Raw genomic sequence first — 24,935 nt, 5'->3', positions numbered from 1 at the left:
GCCGCCCGGGACGAGTACTTCCGGACCCGCTCGGTCCCGAACCCGGTCCGGCGCGTCGAGTGCGGCTCGGGCGCCACCTAGGATCGACCGGTGAGCGTCACCCCCATCCGGCTCTACGGCGACCCCGTCCTGCGCACGCCGGCCGCGCCCGTCGTCGACTTCGACAAGGAGCTGCGCGGCCTGGTCGCCGACCTGACCGACACGATGCTCGCCGCCGGTGGCGCGGGGCTGGCCGCTCCGCAGATCGGCGTCGGCCTGCGGGTGTTCACCTGGCTCGTCGACGGCGAGCTCGGCCACCTGGTCAACCCGGTCGTGACCCCGGTGGGGGAGGAGACCCAGGAGGGCCCCGAGGGGTGCCTGTCGATCCCGGGGTTCGCCTACGACTGCCGCCGGCACCTGTACGTCGCCGCGACCGGGTTCGACCTGCACGGCGAGCCGATCCGGGTCGAGGGCTCGCACCTGCTGGCCCGCGCGGTACAGCACGAGGTCGACCACCTCGACGGCGTGCTCTTCGTCGACCGGCTGGCCGACGCCGCCCGCGCGGCCGCGCTGGCCGAGATCGCCGCGGCCGAGTGGACGGGCATGGAGGCCTGGGTGCCGCACGTGGAGGTGAGCCCCCACTGAGGCTCCTCTTCGCCGGGACGCCGGACGTCGCCGTCCCCGCCCTGGACCTGTTGCTCGACTCCGCGCACGAGGTCGCCGCCGTCCTCACCCGGCCCGACGCCCGCTCCGGGCGTGGCCGCACGGTGAGCCGCTCCCCGGTCGCCGAGCGGGCCGACGCCGCCGGCGTGCCGGTGCTGCAGCCCCGCTCGCCCCGCGAGCCCGAGTTCCTCCAGCAGCTCGCCGACCTCGCCGTCGACTGCGCGCCGGTCGTCGCCTACGGCGCCCTGGTGCCGCAGGCGGCGCTGGACCTGCCGCGCCACGGCTGGGTCAACCTGCACTTCTCGCTGCTGCCCGCCTGGCGCGGCGCGGCGCCGGTGCAGCACGCGGTCATGGCCGGCGACGAGGTCACCGGAGCGTCGACCTTCCGCCTGGAGGCCGGCCTCGACACCGGGCCGGTCTACGGCGTGGTCACCGAGCCGATCGCGCCGCGGGACACCGCCGGCGACCTGCTGGGCCGGCTGGCCGTCAGCGGCGCCCGCCTGCTGCTGGCCACGCTCGACGGCATCGAGGCCGGCACGCTCGCGCCCGAGCCGCAGCCGGCCGAGGGGGTCAGCCTGGCGCCGCGCATCGAGCCGGCTGACGCCCGCGTCGACTGGGCGCTGCCGGCGCACGTCGTCGACCGCCGGGTCCGCGGGGTGACGCCGGCGCCCGGCGCCTGGACCACCTGGCGCGGCGACCGCCTGCGGCTGGGCCCGGTCGAGCCGCTGCCGTCGTCGCTGGGCCTCGCGCCCGGGGAGCTGTCGGTGGGGTCCACCGGCGTGCTGGTCGGCACCGGCCGCGGCGCGGTGCGCCTGGGCGACGTGCAGCCGGCCGGCAAGCGCGTGCTGCCGGCCGCCGACTGGGCCCGGGGCGCCCGCCCGGCCCCCGGCGAGCGGGTCGGATGACGCGGCCCCCACGCCGGCCGGGCCGGCCGCGGCCGGGACGGCGCGACGGACGGCGGGCGCCCCGGCCGCAGCTCGACGGGGCGCGGCTGACCGCCTACGACGTCCTGGACGCGGTGTCCTCCCGCGAGGCCTACGCCAACCTGCTGCTGCCCCAGCTGCTGCGCGAGCGCGAGCTCGACCCGCGCGACGCCGGCTTCGCCACCCAGCTGACCTACGGCACCCTGCGCGCCCGGGGCACCCTCGACGCGGTGCTGGCCGGGCTGGTCGACCGGCCGCTGGCCGACCTCGACCCGCGGGTGCTCGACCTGCTGCGCCTGGGCGCCCACCAGCTGCTCGACCTGCGGGTGCCCGCGCACGCGGCGGTCGCCACCACCGTCGACCTGACGCGGGCCGTCGTCGGCGCCGGGGCCTCCGGGCTGGTGAACGCGGTGCTGCGCAAGGTGGCCGCCGGCGGCGACCGCGCGGCCTGGCTCGAGCGGCTCGGCGGCGACGAGGAGCATCGGCTGGCCCTGGCCACCGACCACCCCGGCTGGATCGTGCAGGCCTGGCGGGAGGCCCTCGGGGGAGACGACTCCTCCGACGCCGCCGAGCTCGAGCCGGCGCTGCTCGCCGACGACGCGGCGCCCGAGGTGCACCTGGTGGCCCGCCGGGTGGCTCGCGACCGGCTGGTCGAGGAGTCCGGCGGCACGCCGGGGCCGTGGTCGCCCTACGCCGTCCGGCTGGGCGGCGGCGACCCCGGGCGGGTGCCCTCGGTCCGCGCCGGGACCGCCGGCGTCCAGGACGAGGGCAGCCAGCTGGCCGCGCTGCTGCTGGCCCGCGCGCCGCTGGAGGGCCCCGACGCGGCCTGGCTGGACGTGTGCGCCGGCCCCGGCGGGAAGGCGTCCCTGCTCGCCGCGGTGCGTCCCGAGGGCGTGCGGCTGACCGCCGCCGACCGCTCGCCGCACCGCGCCGAGCTGGTGCGGCAGGCGCTGGCCGCCGAGGACGACGTCGAGGTGCTCGTCGCCGACGGCCGCCGTCCGCCGTGGCCGGCCGCCGCCTTCGACCGGGTGCTGCTCGACGCCCCGTGCACCGGGCTGGGCGCGCTGCGCCGCCGTCCCGAGGTCCGCTGGCGGCGGACGCCCGCGGACGTCCCCCCGCTGGTCGAGCTGCAGACGGCGCTGCTGGCCGCCGCGCTGGAGTCGGTGCGGCCTGGGGGCGTGGTGGCCTACGTGACCTGCTCCCCGCACGCGGCCGAGACCGTGGCGGTCGCCGACGCCGCGGCCGCCCGCGACGACGTCGAGGTGCTGCCGGTGGCCCCGCTGCTGCCCGACGTCCCCGGGGTCGCCCGCGGCCGGTACGGGCAGCTGTGGCCGCACCGGCACGGCACCGACGCGATGTTCATGGCGCTGCTGCGCCGCACCCGCTGACGGCCGCCTCCGGTCAGCCCCGCGTGGGCCGCAGGTTGCGCTCGGCCCACAGCGCGGCCTGCGTGCGGTCGGCCACGCCGATCCGCTGGAAGATGTGCGTGACGTGCACCTTGACGGTGCGCTCGCTGATGGCCAGCCGGCGGGCGATCAGCCGGTTCGGGTAGCCCAGCCGGATCAGCTCCAGCACCTCGGTCTCCCGGTCGGTGAGCGGCACCGCCGGCCCCGCGCCGCGGTCCCGGACGTCGCGCAGCAGCGAGCGGGCCACGGCCGGGTCGACCGGCGCGCCCCCGGTCGCGACGGTGCGGATGCCGTCGAGGATCTGCTCGGCCCGCGCCTGCTTGAGCAGGTAGCCGTCGGCGCCGGCCGAGACGGCGTCGAGGACCAGCCCGGCGTCGCTGAACGAGGTGAGCACGAGCACCCGCGTCAGGTCCCCGAGGGACCGCAGCCGGCGGATCACCGCGACGCCGTCCGCACCGGGCATCGACAGGTCCAGCAGGACGACGTCGGGCCGGTGCTCGGCGATCATGACCAGCGCCTGGTCGCCGTCGGCCGCCTCCCCGACGCACTCCATGTCGGCAGCGGTGCCCAGCAGGTGGGTCAGCCCCCGGCGGACCACGGTGTGGTCGTCGACCACCAGCACCCGGATCACCGGGCGACCCCGACGGAGGAGGGTGCCTCCGCGCCCCGGGGGAGCACCGCGGCTCCGTCGAGCGGGACCTGGGCCAGGACCCGGGTGCCCTGCCCCGGCGCACTGGCGATGGTCAGCGCGCCGCCCGCGGCCTGCAGGCGGTCCTCCAGGGTGCGCAGGCCGAGGTGGCCGCGGACGCTGCTGGCGGCCAGGCCGACCCGGTCCATCCCGCGGCCGTCGTCGTCGACGCTGAGCACGGCCTCGGTCGGCGTCCGGCTGACGACGACGGCGACCCGGCCGGCCTCGCTGTGCGACCGCACGTTCCGCAGCGCCTCGAGGGCGGCGCGGTAGAGGAGCGAGGCGACCGGTTCCGGCAGGTCGTCGGCGGCCGCGGCGTCCAGGTGCACGGTGAGGCCCTCCCGTTCCAGACCCTCCGCCAGGACGGCCAGCGCGGGCGCCAGGCCCGCCTCCGGCAGCCGCGGCGGGTTGAGGTCGACCAGTAGCGAGCGCAGCTCGGTCACGCTCTGCCGCACCCGCTCGGCGGTGCGGGCGATCAGCTCGGGCTCGGCGCCGGCGGCGTGCAGCCGGGCGACGTCGAGGTCGTAGGTGAGCCCGGTGAGGTCCTGCACGACGCCGTCGTGCACCTCGGCCGCGATCCGCCGGCGCTCGTCCTCGGAGGCGTCGACGACCGACTGCAGCAGCCGGGTCTCGGCCTCCTGGTGGCGGCGCAGCCGACGGGCGAGGTGCCAGGCGATCGGTATCTGCACCGCCTGCAGCAGCAGCAGTGCGCCGAGGGCGGCGGGGGCGAACCGCATGTAGGCCGCCCGCGCGGAGTCCTGCACGACGTCGTAGCCCTGGTAGACCTTGACCAGCAGCCGCCGCCCCGCCGCGTCGCGCACCCCCACGTGCACCTCGAGGAGGGCCCGGTCGGGCGACTCGAAGCGGTTCTGCGGCGCGGTCAGGTCGGTGACGTGCGAACCGACCGTGCCGTCCTCCAGCGCGGCGCGCTCCAGCCCGTCGAGCGGCGCGACCACGCCCACCACCCGCGGCTCGTCGGACCACAGCACCCGGCCGCGGCCGTCGATGACCTCGATCCGGCTCACCGGGCCCGACGCGGCGACCGCGGCGACGGCCGTGCCCAGCCGAGCGGCGGCCTGCGCGTCCCCGCTGCGCAGCTCCGGGGTCAGCAGCGGCGCGACCACGCCGTGGCCGACGACCCGGGCCACCCGCTCGGCCGACCGGATCCCCTCCTCGACGCCGGCCCGCCGGGACAGGGAGGCGATCAGCAGGGACAGCGCGAGCGTCGCCACCACACCGGCGACGGTGAAGCGCGTGACGGAGGCCGCCACGGAGATCCGGCCGTGGCCGGTGCCGGAGTACCGGCTCGAGGGAGTGCGTCCCACGGGGTCAGGCTAGGTCCGCCCGCCGACATCGTGGGACTCCCGCGTTCCGCTTCCTGAGCCGGGGCGGGGCCGTCCGCCGGGAACCAGCGGGCCCCGGGGGACGACTACAGCCCCGTGACGACCCGCAGCGCGGCCGTGCGCCGCCCCCTGGCCACCGGTGTCCTGACCGCCGTCCTGCTCGCCGTCGGCACCGGGACGGCGGCCGCGCACGTCGAGGTGAGCGCGCCGGGCGCCACCGCCGGCACCGGGCCGGTGACGGTGACCTTCTCCGGCGCGGCCGAGAACCCGTCCGGCGTCGCCGGCCTGCGCACGCAGCTGCCCGCCGGCATCGACCCGGCCACCGTCTCGCTCGCCTCCGGGCCGGCCGGCTGGGCGCTCACCGCGACCGCGGACGGTTTCGAGGTGGGCGGGCCGCCGCTGCCCTCCGGGGAGGACGCCCAGTTCGCGGTCACCGTGGCGCAGCTGCCCGCCGGGGTCACCGAGCTGGTCTTCCCCACGATCCAGAGCTACGCCGACGGCACCGAGGACGCGTGGATCGAGCAGGCCGCGCCGGGTGCGCCCGAGCCCGAGCAGCCGGCCCCCGTCCTGACCGTCGCGCCGGGCGCCCCGGCCCCGGCGTCCCCACCCGCGGCCGGGGCCACCACCTCCGCGGCGCCGGAGACGTCGGCGGAGGAGACGGCCGCCACCGCCACCACACCGGCGGTCGAGGAGGAGGACGACGGCGGCGTCGGCGCCGGCTGGCTGGTCGCCCTGGGCGTGCTGCTGGTCGCCGGCGTCGCCGGGGGCCTGTGGGTGCGGCGGTCCCGCGCCCGGCCCTGACCTGCGCCGGGGCCGGAGGCCGCCCCGCCGCCGCTTAGACTCCGCAGACGTGTCCCGCACCCCGATGATCGCGCCCAGCCTGCTGTCGGCGGACTTCGCCCGCCTCGGCGAGGAGGCGCACCGGGTGGCCGACGCCGACTGGCTGCACTTCGACGTCATGGACGCGCACTTCGTGCCCAACCTGACCTTCGGCCTGCCGGTCCTCCAGGCGCTCCAGGCGGTCAGCCCGGTGCCGCTCGACTGCCACCTGATGATCGAGCACCCGGAGCGGTGGGCCCCGGGCTACGCCGAAGCGGGCGCGCGCAACGTCACCGTCCACGCCGAGGCGTGCACCGACCCGCGTGCGGTCGCCCGCGACCTGCGCGCCGCCGGGGCGCTGGCCGGGCTGGCGCTCAAGCCGGGCACCCCGCTCGAGGAGTACCTCGACGTGCTCCCGGACTTCGACACCCTGCTGGTCATGACCGTCGAGCCCGGCTTCGGCGGCCAGGAGTTCCTGGCCGAGGTGCTGCCCAAGGTGCGCCGCGCCCGCGAGCTGGTCGACACCGGGCACCTGACGCTGCTCGTCGAGGTGGACGGCGGGATCAACGCCGACACCATCGAGCAGGCCGCCGCGGCCGGTGCCGACGTGTTCGTCGCCGGGTCGGCGGTCTACGGCGCCGAGGACCCCGCGCGCGCCATCGCCGGTCTGCGCGCGCAGGCCGCCGCGGCGATGACGGGGTGACGGCCACCCCGGCCGAGCGCAGCGCCATGGCCCGTGCCCGCGAGCTCGGCGCCGCGGTCCTCGGCACGACCAGCCCCAACCCGCCCGTCGGCGCCGTCGTCCTGGCCGCCGACGGGACGCCGGTGGGGGAGGGCGCCACCGCCCCGCCCGGCGGCCCGCACGCCGAGGTGCAGGCCCTGGCCGCGGCCGGGGAGCGGGCCCGCGGGGGCACCGCCGTGGTCACCCTCGAGCCCTGCGCGCACACCGGCCGCACCGGCCCCTGCGCCGACGCCCTGCTCGCCGCGGGGATCGCGCGGGTCGTCGTCGCCGTCCCCGAGCCGACCGAGCTGGCCGGCGGCGGGGCGCAGCAGCTGCGCGACGCCGGGGTCGCCGTCGAGCTCGGGGTCGAGCAGGCCGCGGCGGAGGAGGGCGCGCTGGCCGCGTGGCTCACCGGCGTCCGGGAGCGCCGGCCGTACGTCGTGTGGAAGGCCGCCGGCACGCTCGACGGCCGGGTGGCCGCCGCCGACGGCAGCAGCCGCTGGGTCACCGGACCGGAGGCGCGAGCCGCCGTCCACCGGCTGCGCGCCACCTGCGACGCCGTCGTCGTCGGCTCGGGCACCGCGCTGGCCGACGACCCGCAGCTGACCGTCCGCGACGCCGAGTTGCCACCCGGCCACCCGGCCGCCGGCCGGCAGCCGCTGCGGGTGGTCCTCGACCGCCGCGGCCGGCTGCCGCGCACCGCCCGCGTCCTCGACGGCGCCGCCCCGACGCTGGTCAGCGCCGCGGCCGGGCCGCGCGACCTGCTGGCCGAGCTGTTCGACCGCGACGTGCGCCGGGTGCTGCTCGAGGGCGGCCCCACGCTGGCCTCGGCGTTCCTGCGCGAGGGCCTGGTCGACGAGGCCGTCGTCCACCTGGCGCCCAAGCTGCTCGGGGCCGGTGCGTCCCTCGTCGGCGACCTGGGAATCACCTCGATCGGGGAGGCGCTGACCCTGTCGGTCGTCGACGTCACCCTCCTGGGCGGGGACGTCGGCATCCGGCTGCGACCGAACCGGCACACTGGTGCACGTCGGTCCGCGGACAGCCCGGGCGCGACCGGAGGGAGTTGATCGTGTTCACCGGGATCGTCGAGGAGATCGGCACCCTGCTCGTCCGCGAGGACCAGGAGGACGCCGCCCGGCTGCAGATCCGTGCGCGCCGGGCGCTGGAGGGGGTGGCGCTGGGTGACTCGATCGCGGTCAACGGCGTCTGCCTCACCGTCACCGGCGTGGACGGCGACGTGTGGGCCACCGACGTCATGGCCGAGACCCTCCGCCGCAGCAGCCTCGGCGCGCTGGGCGCCGGTGACCCGGTGAACCTCGAGCGCGCCGTGACCCCGCAGACCCGGCTCGGCGGCCACCTGGTGCAGGGCCACGTGGACGGTGTGGGCACCGTGCTCGCCCGGACCCCCAGCGAGCACTGGGAGGTCGTCCGGGTCGCGCTGCCCGGCGAGCTGGCCCGCTACGTGGTCGAGAAGGGCTCGGTCGCCGTCGACGGCGTCTCCCTCACGGTGAGCGCGGTCAGCGCCGTCGACGACCCCGAGCCGTGGTTCGAGATCAGCCTCATCCCCACCACCCTGCGCGAGACCACGCTCGGCGCGGTGCCTCCGGGGAGTCCGGTCAACCTGGAGGTCGACGTGGTCGCCAAGTACGTGGAACGTCTGTTGGGAGCACGCCGGTGAGCGAGCCCAGCACACGCCTGGACACCATCGAGGCCGCCATCGCCGCCATCAAGGACGGCCGCCCGGTGGTGGTGATCGACGACGAGGACCGGGAGAACGAGGGCGACCTGATCTTCGCCTCGGAGCTGGCCACGCCGGAACTGGTGGCGTTCATGGTCCGCTACACCTCCGGCTACATCTGCGTGGCCGTCACCGAGGCCGACGCCGACCGGCTGGACCTGCCGCCGATGTTCCGGGTCAACCAGGACCGCCGGGGCACCGCCTACACGGTGACCGTCGACGCCCGCGAGGGCATCACCACCGGCATCTCCGCGTCGGACCGGGCGCACACCATCCGGCTGCTGGCCGACGCGGACACCGACCCCACCGACCTCGCCCGGCCCGGGCACATCGTGCCGCTGCGGGCCCGGGACGGCGGGGTGCTGCGCCGGCCCGGGCACACCGAGGCGGCCGTGGACCTGGCGGTGCTGGCCGGGCTGCGCCCCTCCGGGACGCTCTGCGAGCTGGTCAGCGAGAAGGACCCCACCGGCATGGCCCGCGGGGAGGAGCTGCGGATCTTCGCCGACGAGCACGACCTGCCGCTGGTGTCGATCGCGGACCTGATCGCCTACCGCAAGCGGTTCGACAAGCTCGTGGAGCGGGTCGCCGAGGCCGCCGTGCCGCTGGCCCCGGGCCTGTTCACCGCGGTGGGCTACCGCTCCTCCTACGACGAGCGCGAGCACGTCGCCTTCGTCTACGGCGACCTCGCCGAGGGGGAGGACGTGCTGGTCCGCGTCCACTCCGAGTGCCTGACCGGCGACGTGTTCGGCTCGCTGCGCTGCGACTGCGGGCCGCAGCTGCAGGCGGCCCTGGCCGCGGTCGCCCAGGAGGGCCGCGGCGTCGTCCTCTACATCCGCGGGCACGAGGGCCGGGGCATCGGCCTGCTGCACAAGCTGCAGGCCTACCAGCTGCAGGACGCCGGGGTGGACACCGTCGACGCCAACCTCGACCTGGGGCTGCCCGCCGACGCCCGCGACTACGGCACCGGGGCGCAGATCCTGGTCGACCTGGGCGTGCACACCATGCGGCTGCTCACCAACAACCCGGCCAAGCGGGCCGGGCTGGAGGGCTACGGGCTGAAGATCACCGGCCGGGTGCCGCTGCCCAGCCACGTCACCGCGGAGAACCTGGCCTACCTCAAGACCAAGCGCGACCGGATGGGCCACCTCCTCGACATCATCGAGCCCGAGACCGAGTCCGGTCCGGCCGACGTCCCCACCGTCCCGGGCACCGACGTGCCCCTCCGCCAGCAGGAGCAGAAGCTGTGAACGAGCGCGCGAGTTCACCGATGGGCATGGCAGTGGGCCCGCGAACGCGTCCGACGAGCGCCGGCGAGGAGGCCGCGTGAGCGGGAAGGGCGCCCCCGAGGCGCAGCCGGTCGAGGCCGCGGGCCTGACCCTCGGCATCGTCGCGACCACCTGGCACGCCGAGATCACCGGCGCGCTCCTGGACCGCGCGGTCGCCGCGGCCGCCGCCTGCGGCATCCCCGAGCCGACCGTCGTCCGGGTGCCCGGTGCGGTGGAGTTGCCGGTGGTCGCCCAGGCGCTGACCGAGCGGCACGACGCCGTCGTCGCGCTGGGCGTGGTCATCCGTGGCGGGACGCCGCACTTCGAGTACGTGTGCGACGCGGTCACCGCCGGCCTCACCCGGGTGGCCCTCGACGCCGGCACGCCGGTCGGCAACGGCGTCCTCACCTGCGACACCGAGCAGCAGGCGCGCGACCGCGCCGGACTGCCCGGCTCCGCCGAGGACAAGGGCTTCGAGGCGACGGTCGCCGCGCTGGCCACCGCGCTCACCCTCCGCTCGCTGCGCGGGCCCTCGCGGCCCACCGGCTTCACCGTCACCCCGGCCGCCGACGGGAGTCGCGCGTGAAGACCTTCGACTCGCTGTTCGCCGAGCTCGCCGCCAAGGTGGCCGCCGGTGACCCCGCCTCCGGCACGGTCACGGCGGTCCGCGACGGGGTGCACGCGGCCGGCAAGAAGGTCGTCGAGGAGGCCGCGGAGTCCTGGATGGCCGCCGAGCACGAGGGCGAGGTCCGGACGGCGGAGGAGATCAGCCAGCTGCTCTACCGGGTGCAGGTCCTCATGCTGGCCCGCGGTCTGACGCTGGACGACGTCTACGCCCACCTCTGAAGCGGCCCACCTCCGATCCACGCTCGACCCCACCGACCTCCCGAGGAGACCCCCCGTGCTGCGCATCGCCGTGCCGAACAAGGGCGTCCTGAGTGAGCCCGCGGCCGCCATGCTCGCCGAGAGCGGGTACCGGCAGCGGCGGAGCACCAAGGACCTCGCCGTCTACGACCCCGACAGCGACACCGAGTTCTTCTACCTGCGGCCCCGTGACATCGCCGTCTACGTGGCCGCCGGCACGCTCGACGTCGGTATCACCGGCCGCGACATGCTGCTGGAGACCGCCCCCGCCGACGGGGAGGGTGCCGCCGCCGTCGAGGTCATGCCGCTGGGCTTCGGCCGCTCGTCCTTCCGGTTCGCCACCCCGGTCGAGTCCGGCATCGGCAGCGTCGAGCAGCTGGCGGGCAAGCGCATCGCCACCGCGTACCCGGTCCTGCTGCAGCGGTACCTGGACGACCAGGGCATCCGCGCGGGCGTGGTGAAGCTCGACGGCGCGGTGGAGACCGCCTGCCGGCTGGGCGTGGCCGACGCCGTCTGCGACGTCGTGGAGACCGGGACGACGCTGCGCGCCGCGGGGCTGCACATCATCGGCGAGCCGGTGCTGACCAGCGAGGCGATCCTGGTCCGGCGGGCGGGTGCGGAGGAGATCCCGGCGGTGGCCCAGCTGCGCCGCCGGCTGCGCGGTGTGCTGGTGGCCCGGCAGTACGTGATGCTCGACTACGACTGCCCCAACGAGCTGCTGGAGAAGGCGACCGCGCTGACCCCCGGCCTCGAGGGCCCGACGGTCAGCCCGCTGCAGACCGAGGGCTGGTCGGCGGTGCGGGCGATGGTGGCGCAGACCGAGACCAACCGCGTGATGGACGAGCTGTGGGAGCTCGGCGCCCGGGCGATCCTCGTCACCAGCATCCACGCCTGCCGCATCTGACGCGACGAGGCCCTCCCCGGTCCGCCGGGGAGGGCCTCGTCGCGTCGGCTTAGCGGTGGCGGGTCGTGCGGTCGACCAGGTCGATCGCGGTGCACAGGCCGAGCGCCATGGCCCGGCCGCTGGTGGACCCGGTGGCCAGCAGCCCGGCGATCGCCGGGCCCAGCGGCCGCTCGCCGACCAGGCCGTGCAGGACGGCGGCGTACTCGCCGCTGACCCGGCCCGCGGCGGCGTGCCGCAGCAGCGCCCGCGAGAGCTCGGTGGTGCGCCCCGCGGCGAGGGCGTAGACGCCCGCGGCGAACCGCTCGGCCGCGGGGTGGCCGAGCAGCACCAGCCCGGCCATGGTCCCGGCCATGACGTCGTCCCCGGCCGGGGTCAGCCCCGGGCCCAGGCCGACCAGCCGGGCGGCGGTGCGCAGGGCCGCGTCCAGGTCGGCCCGGCGGACGGCGCCGCGCAGCGCGGCCAGCGGGCCGCCCGGACCGGCCGGCAGGCCGGGCAGGGTGAACGCGCTGTGCGGGACGCCCTCGCCGTAGAGCGCGTTGCGGAGCTGGCGGACGCCCTCGGGCAGCAGGGCGGGGCGGGTGCTGGGCAGCCGGGGGCGCGGGTCCCACCACGCGGCCGCGCTGACCGCGAGGTCGCCGACGACGATCCGGCCGCCCCCGACCTCGGCCGGTGCGTCACTGGGCAGGGCCACGAGGGGCCGGCCGTTGCTCGGGCGGAAGAGCACGCAGCCCAGGGGCAACCGGGCCGCGTCACTGGTGAGGACGCCGACGACGTCGCCGCCGCGATCGGTGGGGACGTACAGGTACACCGCGGCGGGAACGCTCATCAGCACCCGCGCCGGGCGCACCGGACCGCGGAGCAGGTCGGCGACACCGGTGCTGGCGGACGCGGGGACCGCCGTGGCTGCGCGCGCGGGACGGGCGGTGCGGGCGGTTGCCTGGGCCGACTCCCGGGGGAGGGGGATGGTCGGCACTCCGGCCCGAGCGGCGCGGCCGCGCGGGGAGGTCGGGGCTCCGGGGCGCGTGTCGCCCGGGCCGGCGGTCTCGTCGATGGTGCGCATGGCGGCCTCTTCACCGTGGGAGCTACGGGAGGAACCGTGGCTCGAGACCCCCCGCCCGGCGCCGCTCCCTCCACCGGAGGGACTCGGCGGCACCGCGGTGCGGTGGTCGGCCTACCATCCAGCGGGCGGAAATGGATCCGGGAGTCGAACCTAAGCGGCGCGTCGCATGCCCCTGTATGGCGGAAGTCGCCAAGAATGGGGTCCTTGGTCCGGGCACTCCTGACAGGATGCCGTGGTATGGCCAGAGGGAAGGGCGACTGGGACAGTGGATGCCGTGACCCACAGTGAGGCCACGCCGCCCGCCCGAACGATGAGTGATGGTGCGACTCCGATTCGTCGCCCCCTGTCGGCAACGGAGGCGCCGGTGACCGAGAACCGACCGGAGCGGCCCAGCTGGCTCGAGCGCATGGGCCTGACCCTCGAGGAGGCGCTGCAGCTGCCCGCGCTCGAGGGCACCGAGGTCGTCGCCGGCGCCCGCGGGCTGGACCGGGTGCTCCGCCACATGGTCGTCGACGACCCGGCCGACCCGCTGGCCGTGGCCGGCCCCGACGTCCTCGTCGTCCTCGGGGCGCGGCTGCCGCCGGCCGACGCGGCCAACTACCGCGCGCTCGTCGAGCGGCTGGACTCCATGGGCACCACGGCCCTGGCCTTCCGCCGCGGCGAGGGCCCCCCACCGGTGCCCGACGAGGTGCTCGTCGAGGCCGACCGGCGGTCTTTCCCGGTGCTCGCGCTGGCCGCCGGGGCCCGCACCGAGGAGCTGGTCTCCGAGGTGCTCGGCGCGGTCGTCGGCAAGCAGAGCGAGGCGCTGGCGCTCTCCTACCGCATGCACGACCAGTTCATCGACGTCGCGCTCAGCGGCGGCGGGCTGGCCGAGGTGACCGAGCAGCTCGCGCACGCGCTCGACGGCGCCGCCGTCCTGGGCCTGGGGCCCGACCGCGAGATCGTCACCACCGCCGGCCCGGCCGAGGACGTCGCCGAGATCAGCGACTGGCTGTGGCTGCTGGACGCCGAGGCCGAGGACGAGCTGGCGCTCATGGCGCCCTCGCGCCGGCTGTCGGGGCTGCGCGCCGACCAGACGGTGGTGACCCCGGCCGACGTGCTCGCCGACGCCGACCTCTCCCCGGCCGACGGCATCCTGCTGGTGCCCGGGCACCACGAGCTGCCCGGCGGGGTGGGGGAGTACGCGGTCGCGCCGATCATGGCCGGCGACCAGCGGCACGGCTGGCTGGTCGCCGTCCACCGGTCCGGGCCGATGATGGTCGGCGCCGGCGGCGTGCTGGAGCGCGCGGCGGTGGTCTCGGCCCTGTCGGTCATCCGGCAGCAGGCCGTGCACTCCGTCGAGCTGCGCTTCCAGGGCGACCTGGTCCGCCGGCTGGTCGCCGGGTCGCTGCGGCACACCGAGCGGGCGCTGGCGCAGACCCGGTCCTTCGGGTGGCGGCTGGACGGGCCGGTCGTCGTCCTGGTGACCGCGACCGAGACCGCCGCCGACCCGCAGGCCGACCCGACCCGCGCCCTCGACGTCCTCGACCGGCTGGCCGACGGCTGGCGCTCGGCGCTGGAGTCGGAGGTGTCCGGCGCGGCGGTCGCCGGGCTGTCCACCGAGATCGTCACCGTGCTCCCGCTGGACGGGCGCACGCCGGAGGAGATCACCGCACTGGTGTCGGCGGTGACCTCGCGGGTCAACGCCCGGGTGCGCCGCGTCGGCCGGGTGCTGGGCACCGGCATCGGCCGGACGGCGGGCTCGCTGTCGGCGCTGGGGGAGGCGCACCAGCAGGCGTCGCGGGCGCTGAGCGTGGGGCAGGAGATCCACGGGGCGCAGGCGGTGACCCACTTCGACCAGCTGGGCGTCTTCCGGCTGCTGTCGCTCATCCCGGACAGCACCGAGCTGCGCAACTACGTCGACGAGGTGCTGGGGTCCCTGGCCGACGCCGCCGACCCGGACTCGGCCGACCTGCGCGAGACGCTGCGGGTGCTGCTGGAGACCAACCTCAACGTGGCGGAGTCGGCCCGGCGGCTGCACTTCCACTACAACACCATGCGGTATCGGATCGGGAAGCTGGAGCGGCTGCTCGGCCCCTTCACCACCGACCCGACGCTGCGGCTGAACCTGCTGCTGGCCCTGCACGCGGCCCGCATGCGGGGCCTGGACCAGCCGCACCGGCCGCCGGTGGACGCCGCGCTGACCCTCCCGCCGGACGAGGGTCTGGACGCACTCATCTGAGCCCGCCATGGTCAGCGGCGTGGACACGGGCGTCGCGGCGCTGATCGGGCACATGGCCGACCTCCAGGCGCCCCTGGAGGCCGACGGCGACCCGGCCCGCTTCTTCCACGGCGTCTACCTGCGGACGACGCAGGCGGTCGCCGCGGCCATCCGCGGCGGCGAGTTCGAGGACCCGTCCTGGGTCGAGGAGTGGGACGTCGACTTCGCCGGTCTCTACCTCGACGCGCTCGCCGCCCACCGTCGCGACCCGGCCGCACCGCCCCGGCCGTGGCGGCTGGCCCTCGGGGCCCGGCCGGCGCTGCCGCCGGAGGCGCACGTGCTGCTGGGCATGAACGCGCACATCAACTTCGACCTGCCGCAGTCGCTGGTCCGGGTCATCCCGGTGGCCCACTTCGACGACCCCGCGGTGCTCGCCCGGCGGCGCCGCGACCACGAGCGGATCGACCGGGTGCTGTCCGCCCGGGTGGCCGCGGAGGACGCCGAGCTGCACCGGGCCGGCGGCCGCCGCACCCGCCTCGACCGGGTGCTCTCCCCGGCCAACCGCACCGCCAGCCAGGTGTTCCTGCGCGAGTCGCGGCGCAAGGTGTGGGCCAACGCCGTCCGCCTGGACCGGGCCCGGCGCCGGGGGCCGGACGACTACACCCGCCTGGTGGGCGCGCTGGAGCAGGCGGCCGCGGCGCGCGTCAGCGACCTGCTGCGGCCCGGGCCGGTGCTGCTGCGGCTGGCGGTCCGCGGGTTCGGCGTCCGCCTCACCTGACCCCCGCGCGCCGGGCCGGGCCGGATCGGCGAGGCTGGGGCGCGGGTCCGCGCGGCGCGGCCCGGGAGGGAGAGCACGCATGACCGAGGTCACCCGTCCGCTCGAGGGCAGGGTCGCGCTGGTCACCGGCGCGTCGTCCGGCATCGGGGAGGCCACCGCCGTCGCCCTGGCCGAGGCCGGCGCCGCGGTGGCGATCGGCGCGCGGCGCCGCGACCGGCTCGACGCGCTGGCGGGCAAGCTGCGCGACGCCGGCACCCGGGTGCTCCCGCTCGACCTCGACGTCACCGACGAGGCCTCCTGCGCCGACGCCGTCCGCCGGACCCGGGAGGAACTCGGCGGGCTCGACGTCCTGGTGAACAACGCCGGCGTGATGCTGCTCGGCACGATCGTCGGCGCGGACCCGGAGGACTGGCGCCGGATGGTGCAGACCAACGTGATGGGCGTCCTCTACATGACCCACGCGGCGATCGACGGGATGCTCGAGCAGGGCTCCGGCGACGTCGTGAACATCTCCAGCGTCGCGGGCCGGAGCGCCCGCAAGGGAGCCGGGGTCTACAACGCCAGCAAGTGGGCGGTGAACGCGTTCAGCGAGTCGCTGCGCCAGGAGGTCACCGCCCGCGGCGTGCGGATCTCGCTGGTCGAGCCGGGCGCGGTGGCCACCGAGCTGTCCAGCCACATCACCCAGCCCGAGGCGCGCGAGGCCTCCCGGCAGATGGCCGCGAGCATGCGCACCCTGCAGGCCGACGACGTCGCCCGGGCGATCGTCTACGTCGTCACCCAGCCGCCGCACGTCGCCGTCAACGAGGTGCTGGTCCGCCCCACCGACCAGGAACGCTAGGGGGCGTCCGCACGGGGTCCTTCCTCAGTCGCGGAAGACCTCGATGCGGGCGCCCATCTCCACCAGCCGCTCGTAGAGCTGCTCGTAGCCGCGGGCGATGATGTCGACGTTGCGCAGCACCGACGTCCCCTTGGCCGCGAGCATCGCCAGGAGGATGCAGACCGCCGGCCGCAGCGCGGGCGGGCAGACCACCTCGGCGCTCGACCACCGGGTCGGGCCGCTGACCAGCACCCGGTGCGGGTCGAGCAGGCGGACGTCGGCGCCGAGCCGGGTCAGGTCCGACAGGTGGATCGCGCGGTTGTCGTAGACCCAGTCGTGGATCAGCGTCGACCCGCTCGCCGCCGCGGCGATGACGGCGAAGAAGGGCAAGTTGTCGATGTTGAGCCCCGGGAACGGCATCGGGTGGATCTTGTCGATCGGGGCGTTTAGCTCCGAGGGCTCGATGGTGACGTCGGCCAGCCGGGTGTGCCCGTTGTCGGCGAGGTACTCCGGGGACAGGGAGTAGCGCAGGCCCATCTCGGCGAGGACGGCGAGCTCGATCTCCAGGAACTCGATCGGGGCGCGCTCGACGGTGAGCTGCGAGCAGGTGACGATACCGGCGGTGAGCAGGCTCATCGCCTCGACGGGGTCCTCGCTGATCGTGTAGTCGACGTCGGCGTCGAGCACGGGCTTCCCGCGGACGACGAGGGTGGTGCTGCCCAGGCCCTCGATGCCGACGCCGAGCAGCTCCAGGTACAGGCAGAGGTCCTGGACCATGTAGTTGGAGCTGGCGTTGCGGATGGTCGTCGTGCCGTCGGTGCGGGCGGCGGCCAGCAGCGCGTTCTCGGTGACGGTGTCGCCGCGCTCGGTGAGCACGATGGTCCGGTCCGCGGTGGCCGGACGGGTGACCGTCGCGTGGTACTCGCCGGCGCGGGCCTCCACCTCCAGGCCGAACGGGCGCAGCGCGATCATGTGCGGCTGGACGGTGCGGGTCCCGAGGTCGCAGCCGCCGGCGTAGGGCAGGTCGAAGCGCGGGGCGCGGTGCAGCAGCGGGCCCAGGAACATGATGATGCTGCGGGTGCGGCGGGCGGCGTCGGCGTCGATGCCGGCCAGGTCCAGCTCGTCGGGGACCTGCAGGGTCAGGTCGCGGCCGGCGCCGTCCCAGGTGGCCGAGACGCCGATGGAGCGCAGCACGTCGAGGATGCGCTCGACCTCGACGATGCGGGCGACGTTGCGCAGCGTCGTCCGGCCCCGGTTGAGCAGCGCGGCGCACAGCAGGGCCACCGCGGCGTTCTTGGAGGACTTCACCGCCACGCGTCCGCGCAGGGGGGCGCCGCCGGTGACCCGCAGGTGCGTGGGGCCGGCCGGCCCGACGCTGAACAGCTCGCGGTCCAGGGCGCCGGACAGCCGACCCAGGAGGTCGAGGGTGAGGTTCTGGCCGCCCTGCTCGATGCGGGCGATCGCGCTCTGGCTGGTGCCCAGGCGCTCGGCGAGCTGCTGCTGGGTGAGACCGTGGTGGCGGCGGGCGTCGCGGACGAGGAGCCCGATGCGCTGCATGGCGCTGGACTCGTGCGCGGGGATGTCGGCGCTGGACTCGCGCGCGGGGGTGTCGGCGCTGGACTCGCGCGCGGGGGACTCCGGGGTGCTCGCGGTGTCGGGGGGAGCCGGGTCGAGAGCGGTCATGGCAGCAGTATCTCGCATGTGAGATACGGACGGGGCAGGCGCGCCGCGTGCGCGGGACGAACCGGTCCGGCCAGACTGCAGGCATGGACGTTCTCGTGACGGGAGGAACCGGCCAGCTCGGCCGGCGGGTCGTCGAGCGGATGCAGGGTGCCGGGCACCGGGTGCGGCAGATGTCGCGCCGCGGCACCGGGCCCGGCGGGGTGCGCGGTGACCTGGCCACCGGCCGCGACCTGCCGGCGGCGCTGGCCGGCGCGGAGGTCGTGGTGCACGCAGCCAGCGACGCGCGGGGGGACTTCTGGCAGACCGACGTCGCCGGCACCCGCCGCCTGGTCCAGGCCGTCGACCGGGAGCGGCTGCGCCACCTGGTGTACGTCTCCATCGTCGGCGTCGACCGCGTCCCGTACGGCTACTACCACGCCAAGTTCGCCGCCGAGCAGGTGCTGCTGGCCTCCGGGCTCCCGGTGACGCTGCTGCGGATCACCCAGTTCCACACCTTCGTCGACGAGCTGCTGGCCACCGCCCGGCGCGGGCCGGTGCTGCCGGTCCCCATGGGCTGGCGGGCCCAGCCGGTCGACGTCGGCGAGGCCGCCGAGTACACCGCGGCGGTCGCCGCCGGGGCGCCGGCCGGGGACGTCGTCGAGTACGGCGGCCCGGAGGAGCTGACCGCCGCGGAGATGGCGCGGGCCTGGGCGGCCGCCCGCGAGCCCGGCGCCCACGTGGTGGCCACGCCGGTCCCCGGGCGGCTGTCCAGCGCCTTCCGGGACGGCGCGGCGTTGCCCACCCGCGGCGACCGCGGCCGGCGCACCTACGGGGAGCACCTGCAGTCCTGAGGGGAGCGCGGCGATCCGGCCGGAATCCGCAATGGGGAGGACGACGTCCGGAAGCCGCCGGAGCGACGTCGGTACCCGGCCCTAGGGTCGCCGGACGTGGAGAGTTCCCGCGCACCCGTCCTCGCCGCCGTCGCGGTCACCCTGCTGGCCTGGGCGTCGGCGTTCGTCGGGATCCGCGGGGTGGGCGCCGACCTCTCCCCGGGTGCCCTCGCGCTGGGCCGGCTCGCGGTCGGGACGGCGGTGCTCACGCTCCTCTGGGCGGTCTCCGGCCGCGGCTGGGTGCGGCCCACCGGGCGGGAGTGGGGGCTGCTGGTGGTGTGCGGGGTCGGCTGGTTCGGCGTCTACAACCTGGCGCTCAACGCCGCCGAGCAGCACCTGGACGCCGGGACGACGGCGATGCTGGTCAACATCGGCCCGATCCTCATCGCCGTCCTCGCCGGCGTGCTGCTGGGGGAGGGCTTCCCGCGCCCGCTGCTGGCCGGCATCGCCGTCGCCTTCGCCGGCGTGCTGCTCATCGGGCTGGCCACCCGCGGCGCCGACGCCGACGTGGTGGGCGTGGTGTTCTGCCTGGTGGCCGCGCTGACCTACGCGGTCGGCGTGGTGGCGCAGAAGCCGGTGCTGCGCCGGCTGCCGCCGCTGCAGGTCACGCTCACCGCCTGCGCCATCGGCGCGCTGTGCTGCCTGCCGTGGGCCGGGTCGCTGGCCGGCGAACTGGCCGCCGCACCGGCCGGGTCGGTCGCCGGGATGGTCTACCTGGGCGTGGTGCCCACGGCCCTGGCGTTCAGCACGTGGGCGTACGCCCTGGCCCGGATGGACGCCGGCACGCTCGGGGTCACCACCTACCTGGTGCCGCCCCTGGTGATCGCGCTGGGCTGGCTGCTGCTCGACGAGGTGCCGCCCGCGTTGGCCGTCGTCGGCGGCGCGGTCTGCCTGGCCGGGGTCGCGCTGTCCCGCCGTCGCGCCCGGGTCCGCCGGCCGGTCCCCGTCCCGCAGGAGGCCGGCACCCCGTCGTGACCTCCGCCCGGGGGGCCCGGCTGCCAGGCTGCCGGTCATGACCCCGCTGGTCGTTCCCGAGGCCCGGCTGCGCGGCGGCGACGTGGTCGACGTCCACTGCACCGACGGGCGGGTGACCGCGCTGCCGCCGGCCGGCGAGCTGCCCGTGCCGCAGGGCGCGCAGGTCGTGCCCGCCGACGGCGGCCTGGTCACCGAGCCGTTCGTCGACGCGCACCTGCACCTGGACAAGGTGCACACCCTGCCGCTGGTCGGGGACGCGGCGCTGCGGGCCTACACCGACGACGGCATGGCCTCCTCGGCGGCCGCGATCGACCTGGCCAGCGCGGTCAAGCGGCACTACACGGTCGAGGGGCTGCTGCCGGCGGTGCGGCAGGCGCTCGCGGACGGGCTGGCCCACGGCGTCCTGCACGTGCAGGCGTTCGCCGACGTCGACACCGCCGCGGGGCTGGCCGGGGTGCAGGCGGTGCTGGCCGCGCGCGAGGAGTTCCGCGGCCGGGTGGACGTCTCGGTGGTGGCCTTCCCCCAGGACGGCGTGCTGCGCGACCCGGGGGCGGCCGCGCTGGTGGAGCAGGCCCTGGCGCTGGGCGCCGACGTCGTCGGCGGCATCCCGTGGATCGAGGCGACCGAGGCCGACCAGCAGGCGCACGTGGAGTGGGCCTGCGGACTGGCCGCCCGTCAGGGACGCCGGGTGGCGATGCTGACCGACGACGCGCCGGACCCGCGGTTCGCGACCACGGCGATGCTGGCCGAGACGATGCTGCGGTACGGCCTGGCCGGGCGCGGCGTCGCCTGTCACGCGCGGGCGCTGGGGCACTACGCCGAGGACCGGCTGGCCGCCGTGCTCGCCCGGGCCCGCCGGGCCGGACTGGGCCTGGTGAGCGATCCGCACACCGGGTCGGTGGCCCTGCCGGTGGAGCGGGCGCTCGCGGCCGGCGTCCCCGTGGCGCTGGGCCAGGACGACATCGAGGACGCCTACTACCCGTTCGGCCGGCACAACCTGCTCGAGGTCGCCTTCCTCGCCGCCCACCTGCTCGACATGCGGTCGGCTCCCCAGCTCGAGGTGCTCGTCGACCTGGTGACGACGTCGGCCGCCCGGGTGCTGGGGCTGCCCGGCGCCGGACTCCGGGTGGGCGGGCCCGCCGACCTGCTCGTCCACGAGGCCACCCGGACCGTCGACCTGCTCGCCCGGCACGCCCCGCCGCGGGCCGTCGTGCGGGCCGGGGCCGTGCTGGCCGGCGGCTGACGCGGGCGAGGTCGCCGCCGACCGCCCCTGCTCGGGCGGCCGGCGGCGCGGGGTCAGCCCTCCGCGGGCAGCGAGGTGGGGACGATCAGCACCGGCCGGTGAGCCCCGTGCAGGAGGGTCCGCGCGACGCCCCCGACCAGCATCTCCTTGCTGGCCGACTGCCCCCGGGTGCCGACGACGATGAGGCCCGCGCCGCGGTGCACCGCGGTCTCGGCCAGCGTCGAGGCGGTGGCGCGGGCGCTGCCGGGCCGGCCGGCGCAGGGCACGGTGAGCAGCTCGGCGCCGTCGGGGGCGTCCGGGCCGGGGCCCTCGCCGGGCTCGGCCACCGCCACGAGCAGCCGCCGGCGGCCGGGGAACAGGCGCTCGGCGGCCGCGATCGCCTGCTTCGCGCCGGCCGAGCCGTCGGTGCCGACCACGACGGGCCCGGAGGCGGCCGCGGACCACTCGGCCGTGGTCAGCGGGTAGGGGACCACGAGCACCGGCACCGGGCTGACCTGCACCACCAGCTCGGAGAAGCTGCCGAGCGCGGCCCGGATGCGGCCGAGGCCGCGGGACCCCACGACCACCAGGTCGGCCTCCTGCTCCTCCGCCGTCCGCGCGAACTGGTAGCCGTCACCGCCGAACGTGCGCTTCACGAGGGGCTGGGCCTCCCAGCCCGCGGCGCGGGCCAGCGAGACGCCGTTGCGGGCCAGCCGCTCGGCCTCGGCGCGGCCCTCCGTCTCGAGCAGGTCGCCGAGGGCCTGCAGGTTCCCGGCGCGGCCGGCCAGCCGCTGCCGCAGCTCGGGGGAGGTGAACGGGGGCTCCCACAGGTGCAGGACCGAGGCCGTGGCCGACGGCAGCAGGCAGGCCGCCGCCTCGATGGCGTTGACCGAGCTCGGAGAGCCGTCGTAGCCGACCAGCACGCGCAGGGACCATCCGGGTTCTGGGGCGCTCATGGCCACATCTTCCCCGACCGGGGAGCCCGTCGTGCAGGTCACGTGCGGGCCCGGTGGGCGATGGGGTAGGCAGGACGGGGCGACCGGCCGACCCGTGCGGAGGTGCAGTGATGGACGAACAGGGCTGGACGACGGTGGTGGCGGCCGCGATCCGGGCGCCGTCGATCCACAACACCCAGCCCTGGCGCTTCACCGCGGCCGAGGACCGGCTGGAGGTGCACCTCGACCGGGAGCGCGCGCTGCCCGTGCTCGACCCGAGCGGGCGGCAGCAGGTGATCAGCTGCGGGGTGGCGGTCGAGTTCGCCGCGGTGGCCCTGCGCGCCGCCGGCGTCGAGGCCGAGGTCGACCTGCTGCCCGAGCCGGCCGACCCCGACCACCTGGCCACCGTGCGCGCGGGGGCTGCCCGGGAGAGCGCGGCGGAGGACCGGGCGCTGGCCGAGGCGATCGACCGGCGGCACACCGAGCGGGCACCGTTCCTGCCGCGGGCGGTCCCGGCCGACCTGGTCGACCGGCTGCAGAACGACGCGGGCCGGCACGGCGTGTGGGTCAAACCGATCACCGAGTCGGAGGAGGAGGTCGCCACCGTCTTCCTCATCTCGCGGGCCGAGGAGATGGAGCAGCGCGACCCCGAGTACGTCGCCGAGCTCGAGCGCTGGCTGCGCACCGACCCGGCCGCGGTGGACGGCGTCCCGGTCGACGCCGTCCTGAGCGAGGACCCGGCCACCCGGCCGTCGAACTGGCTGATCCGCGACTTCGTCGTCGGCAGCCGGGGCGCCCACTCCGCGTTCCTGCCCGAGGGGGCGGCCGACGCGCCTCCGCCGGCGGTGGAGCGGCCCACCGTCGTCCTGCTGGGCACCGACAGCGACGACCGGGCGGCGTGGCTGCTGTCCGGGCAGGCGCTGGGCCGGCTGCTGCTGCGCGCGACCGCGGAGGGGCTGGCCGCCTCGCCGCTCACCCAGGCGCTGGACTGGCCGTCGACCCGCACCCGGATGCGCAGCCGGCTGTCGCTGGTGGGCTATCCGCAGATGCTGCTGCGCATGGGCTACCCGTCGACGGAGGGGGCGGCGCACTCGGGGCGCCGTCCGGTGGCGGACGTGCTGCGCTTCGCCGGCTGAGAGAGGACCCCCTGCCCCCCACCGCTCGCCGGCTCGCGGCGGGCCCCTGCAGGGGGCCTCGTCAGTCGCGGCGGCCGGGGGAGGCCCAGGGGTCGTCGGGGTCGAAGTCGTCGTCCGGGTCGGCGGGGGCCATCGTGCGGGTCTGCTCGGTTCTCGACTGCTCGGTTCTCGGCCGCTCGGTCCGCGAGGCCGCGGCCTCCAGCGCGGCGTCGCGCTCGCGGGACCGCTCGGCGCGGGCGGCCCGTTCCTGCTCGCGCAGCTCCCGCCGCGACGGCGCGGTGGCGCCCGGCCGGCGCTCCGGGCGGTCGCGCAGCCGCCACAGGCCCGCGCCGGCGAGCGCGAGCCCGATGGGCAGCACGTAGGCGGCGGCGCGCTCGGTGCCCCCCTCGCCGAGGTAGCCGGTGATCCCGGCGACGAAGAAGACCGTCATCGCGGTGCCGACCAGGCCGAGCAGGGCCAGCGTGGTGCCCAGCGCCTCCGACCGCGGCCGGACGGCGTAGGCCAGGGCGATGAGCCCGACCCCGCCGCCGACCAGGTGGAGCCACGCGCCGACCCCGTGCAGCGTGGTCTGGCCGTCGAGGGGGAACAGGCCCACCAGCAGCACGCCGACGGCGGCCGCTCCGAGCAGGACCGTGGCCACCACGGCCCCGGTACCGGTCAGCGCCGGGCGCAGCAGCCACACCCCGGCCCCGATGAGCGCCGCCTGGACCACGAACGAGGCGTTCATCAGCAGGTGACCGGGGGAGACCGCCGTCCCGAGGTCGCTGATCAGGTCGTCGGCGCGGGAGTAGCCGGCGGCCTGCAGCTGCACGACGGTCTCGACGACGAAGAACTGGAGGGTCAGCAGCCAGGCGGTCGCGCCCCAGCGGTACCGGGAGGGAGTCACGGAGGCCATGGTCCCAGCTCCGCCTGGGCGCGTCCGTCGCGCGGCAGGTGGGCCAGGACGGCGGCGAACTGGCCGGCCGACAGCCAGGAGGGGTTGCTGCCGGCCGGCATCCGCAGCACCTCGGCGCGGGCGGCCGCGGGGTCGGCGAGCAGGTCGGTCCGCGGCACGGGGGTGGCCAGCCGCACCAGCCGGACGGCGATCACCGGGCCGCCGTCGCGCTCCTCGGGCTCCGCGGTCAGCTCGCCGAGCGCGTGCACGCCGGGCGCGGTGCGGCCGCTGACCCACAGCAGGCAGGGCCGGCCCGGCGCCATGAGGTCCAGCCGGTAGGAGCGGCGCACGCAGCGGGTGAGCTCCCGGGTGCCACCGACGGGCCAGCCGGGGTCGATGGCGTCGGGCGGCCGGGTCGACTTGAGCACCCAGCAGGCGACGTCCCCCGGCGCGAGGCGGCTCGTCATGGCCCCGGAGGACGGCGCCCGGCCTCCGTCAATCCGTCGCGGAGTGCTGCTCCGCACCGGCGGGGTCGGCGTCGTCGGAGTCGACCAGCTGCCGCTCCTGCTCGGTGCGGTGCTGGAGGGCGTCGTCGTTGGGCCGGTCGTAGCCCCCGGCGTGCTGCGCACGGTCGCGGGGCGCGGACTCCGTCGTGTCCATGACGTCGTCGAGGTTGGGGCGGTCGGGCTCGCTCATGACAGTTCTCCGCTTCGTCGGGGACGTCTCGTCACGGAGGGCCATAGCCAGGGTGCCGGGGCGCCAACCGTGATCAACGTTGCTCCAGCAGTGCCGCCGGCACCCAGCCCTCGACGAGCAGCGGACCGTGCGGACCGGCCACCGCGTACGTCACCCGGCCCTGCCAGCCGCCCTCGCCCTGCCGCCACTCGACGAGCAGCCCGGGCCACACCCCGGGCGCGCCGGGCGGGTCGTGCACCCAGCAGTGCCGGCCCCGGCCCTCGGTCTGGCGCCCCGCCGAGCGAGCCGGCTCGGACGGCGTCACCCCGGACGAGGCCGCCCGCTCCCCGAGGGAGCGGCCCGACCGCCCCGGGTGCATGCCGCCAGCCACGCGGGAA

The 24,935-nt window shown here is 76.7% G+C and carries 27 protein-coding genes; 18 read left to right on the top strand and 9 right to left on the bottom strand.

Annotation, left to right across the window (positions count from 1 at the left end; genetic code table 11):
* Positions 1-90: 90 nt before the first annotated feature.
* The 3 genes from def to ACI789_RS04700 are packed head-to-tail and all read left to right on the top strand — an operon-like array spanning position 91 to position 2,953.
* Positions 91-624 carry a peptide deformylase gene (gene def / locus ACI789_RS04710; RefSeq protein ID WP_457006957.1) on the top strand — a complete coding sequence of 178 codons (534 nt, stop codon included), beginning with the start codon at positions 91-93 and terminating at the stop codon, positions 622-624.
* Complete coding sequence (gene fmt, locus ACI789_RS04705) at positions 573-1,547, top strand: methionyl-tRNA formyltransferase (protein ID WP_457006956.1); 975 nt, start codon at positions 573-575, stop codon at positions 1,545-1,547. Before def ends, fmt begins: the two co-directional genes overlap by 52 nt.
* Positions 1,544-2,953, top strand: a complete 1,410-nt coding sequence (locus ACI789_RS04700; RefSeq protein ID WP_456919346.1) for an RsmB/NOP family class I SAM-dependent RNA methyltransferase — start codon at positions 1,544-1,546, stop codon at positions 2,951-2,953. Before fmt ends, ACI789_RS04700 begins: the two co-directional genes overlap by 4 nt.
* Before the next feature lie 13 nt (positions 2,954-2,966).
* Here the strand turns inward: ACI789_RS04700 and ACI789_RS04695 are convergent, their stop codons facing one another.
* Both ACI789_RS04695 and ACI789_RS04690 read right to left on the bottom strand, forming a co-directional pair.
* Positions 2,967-3,602 carry a response regulator gene (locus ACI789_RS04695; RefSeq protein ID WP_457006955.1) on the bottom strand — a complete coding sequence of 212 codons (636 nt, stop codon included), beginning with the start codon at positions 3,600-3,602 and terminating at the stop codon, positions 2,967-2,969.
* Entirely contained in the window at positions 3,599-4,984 is a 1,386-nt protein-coding gene (locus ACI789_RS04690; protein WP_457006954.1) for a sensor histidine kinase, read from the bottom strand. Before ACI789_RS04690 ends, ACI789_RS04695 begins: the two co-directional genes overlap by 4 nt.
* 114 nt (positions 4,985-5,098) lie before the next feature.
* Here ACI789_RS04690 and ACI789_RS04685 point away from each other — a divergent pair, with 114 nt between their 5' ends.
* The 8 genes from ACI789_RS04685 (at position 5,099) to hisG (ending at position 11,313) form a co-directional block, all read left to right on the top strand.
* On the top strand, positions 5,099-5,803 hold the full coding sequence (locus ACI789_RS04685; RefSeq protein ID WP_457006953.1) for a DUF1775 domain-containing protein: 705 nt from the start codon (positions 5,099-5,101) through the stop codon (positions 5,801-5,803).
* A 49-nt stretch (positions 5,804-5,852) separates the two neighbouring features.
* The gene (gene rpe, locus ACI789_RS04680; protein ID WP_457006952.1) at positions 5,853-6,524 is read left to right on the top strand and encodes a ribulose-phosphate 3-epimerase; all 672 of its coding nucleotides are present in this window, start codon (positions 5,853-5,855) and stop codon (positions 6,522-6,524) included.
* Positions 6,521-7,609, top strand: a complete 1,089-nt coding sequence (gene ribD / locus ACI789_RS04675) for a bifunctional diaminohydroxyphosphoribosylaminopyrimidine deaminase/5-amino-6-(5-phosphoribosylamino)uracil reductase RibD (RefSeq protein ID WP_457006951.1) — start codon at positions 6,521-6,523, stop codon at positions 7,607-7,609. Before rpe ends, ribD begins: the two co-directional genes overlap by 4 nt.
* A gap of 2 nt (positions 7,610-7,611) precedes the next feature.
* Positions 7,612-8,220, top strand: coding sequence for a riboflavin synthase (locus ACI789_RS04670; RefSeq protein WP_457006950.1), 609 nt, complete (start codon positions 7,612-7,614; stop codon positions 8,218-8,220).
* A complete protein-coding gene (locus tag ACI789_RS04665) occupies positions 8,217-9,527 on the top strand; it encodes a bifunctional 3,4-dihydroxy-2-butanone-4-phosphate synthase/GTP cyclohydrolase II (RefSeq protein ID WP_457006949.1) in 1,311 nt (436 codons plus the stop codon). The genes ACI789_RS04670 and ACI789_RS04665 overlap by 4 nt, the downstream gene beginning before the upstream one ends.
* 76 nt (positions 9,528-9,603) lie before the next feature.
* A complete protein-coding gene (ribH, locus tag ACI789_RS04660) occupies positions 9,604-10,131 on the top strand; it encodes a 6,7-dimethyl-8-ribityllumazine synthase (protein WP_456919354.1) in 528 nt (175 codons plus the stop codon).
* Positions 10,128-10,391, top strand: a complete 264-nt coding sequence (locus ACI789_RS04655; protein WP_456919355.1) for a phosphoribosyl-ATP diphosphatase — start codon at positions 10,128-10,130, stop codon at positions 10,389-10,391. The genes ribH and ACI789_RS04655 overlap by 4 nt, the downstream gene beginning before the upstream one ends.
* A 55-nt stretch (positions 10,392-10,446) precedes the next feature.
* Complete coding sequence (gene hisG, locus ACI789_RS04650; RefSeq protein WP_457006948.1) at positions 10,447-11,313, top strand: ATP phosphoribosyltransferase; 867 nt, start codon at positions 10,447-10,449, stop codon at positions 11,311-11,313.
* A gap of 49 nt (positions 11,314-11,362) precedes the next feature.
* Here the strand turns inward: hisG and ACI789_RS04645 are convergent, their stop codons facing one another.
* Complete coding sequence (locus ACI789_RS04645) at positions 11,363-12,139, bottom strand: DUF2877 domain-containing protein (protein WP_457006947.1); 777 nt, start codon at positions 12,137-12,139, stop codon at positions 11,363-11,365.
* Between the two features lie 598 nt (positions 12,140-12,737).
* On the opposite strand from ACI789_RS04645, the gene ACI789_RS04640 reads away from it, so the two are divergent.
* The 3 genes from ACI789_RS04640 to ACI789_RS04630 all read left to right on the top strand — a co-directional run bounded on the left by ACI789_RS04640 (position 12,738) and on the right by ACI789_RS04630 (position 16,189).
* Positions 12,738-14,594 (top strand): PucR family transcriptional regulator, encoded by a 1,857-nt coding sequence (locus ACI789_RS04640; protein ID WP_457006946.1) that lies wholly within the window; start codon positions 12,738-12,740, stop codon positions 14,592-14,594.
* Between the two features lie 19 nt (positions 14,595-14,613).
* Entirely contained in the window at positions 14,614-15,351 is a 738-nt protein-coding gene (locus ACI789_RS04635) for a DUF5995 family protein (protein ID WP_457006945.1), read from the top strand.
* Positions 15,352-15,430: 79 nt separating this feature from the next.
* A complete protein-coding gene (locus ACI789_RS04630; RefSeq protein ID WP_457006944.1) occupies positions 15,431-16,189 on the top strand; it encodes an SDR family NAD(P)-dependent oxidoreductase in 759 nt (252 codons plus the stop codon).
* A 24-nt stretch (positions 16,190-16,213) separates the two neighbouring features.
* Here the strand turns inward: ACI789_RS04630 and ACI789_RS04625 are convergent, their stop codons facing one another.
* Positions 16,214-17,851: a helix-turn-helix domain-containing protein gene (locus ACI789_RS04625; protein ID WP_457006943.1), complete on the bottom strand. Its 1,638-nt coding sequence runs from the start codon at positions 17,849-17,851 to the stop codon at positions 16,214-16,216.
* An 83-nt stretch (positions 17,852-17,934) separates the two neighbouring features.
* On the opposite strand from ACI789_RS04625, the gene ACI789_RS04620 reads away from it, so the two are divergent.
* The 3 genes from ACI789_RS04620 (at position 17,935) to ACI789_RS04610 (ending at position 20,938) form a co-directional block, all read left to right on the top strand.
* Positions 17,935-18,681, top strand: coding sequence for an SDR family oxidoreductase (locus ACI789_RS04620; protein ID WP_457006942.1), 747 nt, complete (start codon positions 17,935-17,937; stop codon positions 18,679-18,681).
* 96 nt (positions 18,682-18,777) lie between these two features.
* Positions 18,778-19,695 (top strand): DMT family transporter, encoded by a 918-nt coding sequence (locus ACI789_RS04615; protein WP_457006941.1) that lies wholly within the window; start codon positions 18,778-18,780, stop codon positions 19,693-19,695.
* 37 nt (positions 19,696-19,732) lie between these two features.
* On the top strand, positions 19,733-20,938 hold the full coding sequence (locus tag ACI789_RS04610) for an amidohydrolase family protein (RefSeq protein ID WP_457006940.1): 1,206 nt from the start codon (positions 19,733-19,735) through the stop codon (positions 20,936-20,938).
* 53 nt (positions 20,939-20,991) lie between these two features.
* On the opposite strand, the gene ACI789_RS04605 is transcribed toward ACI789_RS04610, so the two are convergent.
* The gene (locus tag ACI789_RS04605; RefSeq protein WP_457006939.1) at positions 20,992-21,873 is read right to left on the bottom strand and encodes a universal stress protein; all 882 of its coding nucleotides are present in this window, start codon (positions 21,871-21,873) and stop codon (positions 20,992-20,994) included.
* A gap of 110 nt (positions 21,874-21,983) precedes the next feature.
* On the opposite strand from ACI789_RS04605, the gene ACI789_RS04600 reads away from it, so the two are divergent.
* Positions 21,984-22,988 (top strand): Acg family FMN-binding oxidoreductase, encoded by a 1,005-nt coding sequence (locus tag ACI789_RS04600; RefSeq protein ID WP_457006938.1) that lies wholly within the window; start codon positions 21,984-21,986, stop codon positions 22,986-22,988.
* 61 nt (positions 22,989-23,049) lie between these two features.
* Here ACI789_RS04600 and ACI789_RS04595 read toward each other — a convergent pair whose 3' ends face one another.
* The 4 genes from ACI789_RS04595 to ACI789_RS04580 form a co-directional block, all read right to left on the bottom strand.
* The gene (locus ACI789_RS04595) at positions 23,050-23,883 is read right to left on the bottom strand and encodes a DUF998 domain-containing protein (RefSeq protein WP_457006937.1); all 834 of its coding nucleotides are present in this window, start codon (positions 23,881-23,883) and stop codon (positions 23,050-23,052) included.
* A complete protein-coding gene (locus tag ACI789_RS04590) occupies positions 23,871-24,329 on the bottom strand; it encodes a hypothetical protein (RefSeq protein ID WP_457006936.1) in 459 nt (152 codons plus the stop codon). Before ACI789_RS04590 ends, ACI789_RS04595 begins: the two co-directional genes overlap by 13 nt.
* A gap of 28 nt (positions 24,330-24,357) precedes the next feature.
* A complete protein-coding gene (locus tag ACI789_RS04585) occupies positions 24,358-24,558 on the bottom strand; it encodes a hypothetical protein (protein ID WP_456919371.1) in 201 nt (66 codons plus the stop codon).
* Between the two features lie 73 nt (positions 24,559-24,631).
* Positions 24,632-24,928 (bottom strand): hypothetical protein, encoded by a 297-nt coding sequence (locus tag ACI789_RS04580; protein ID WP_457006935.1) that lies wholly within the window; start codon positions 24,926-24,928, stop codon positions 24,632-24,634.
* Between the last annotated feature and the right edge of the window lie 7 nt (positions 24,929-24,935).

Source organism: Geodermatophilus sp. SYSU D00965 (assembly GCF_054050075.1).
This window is presented reverse-complemented; position numbering and strand designations above follow the sequence as displayed.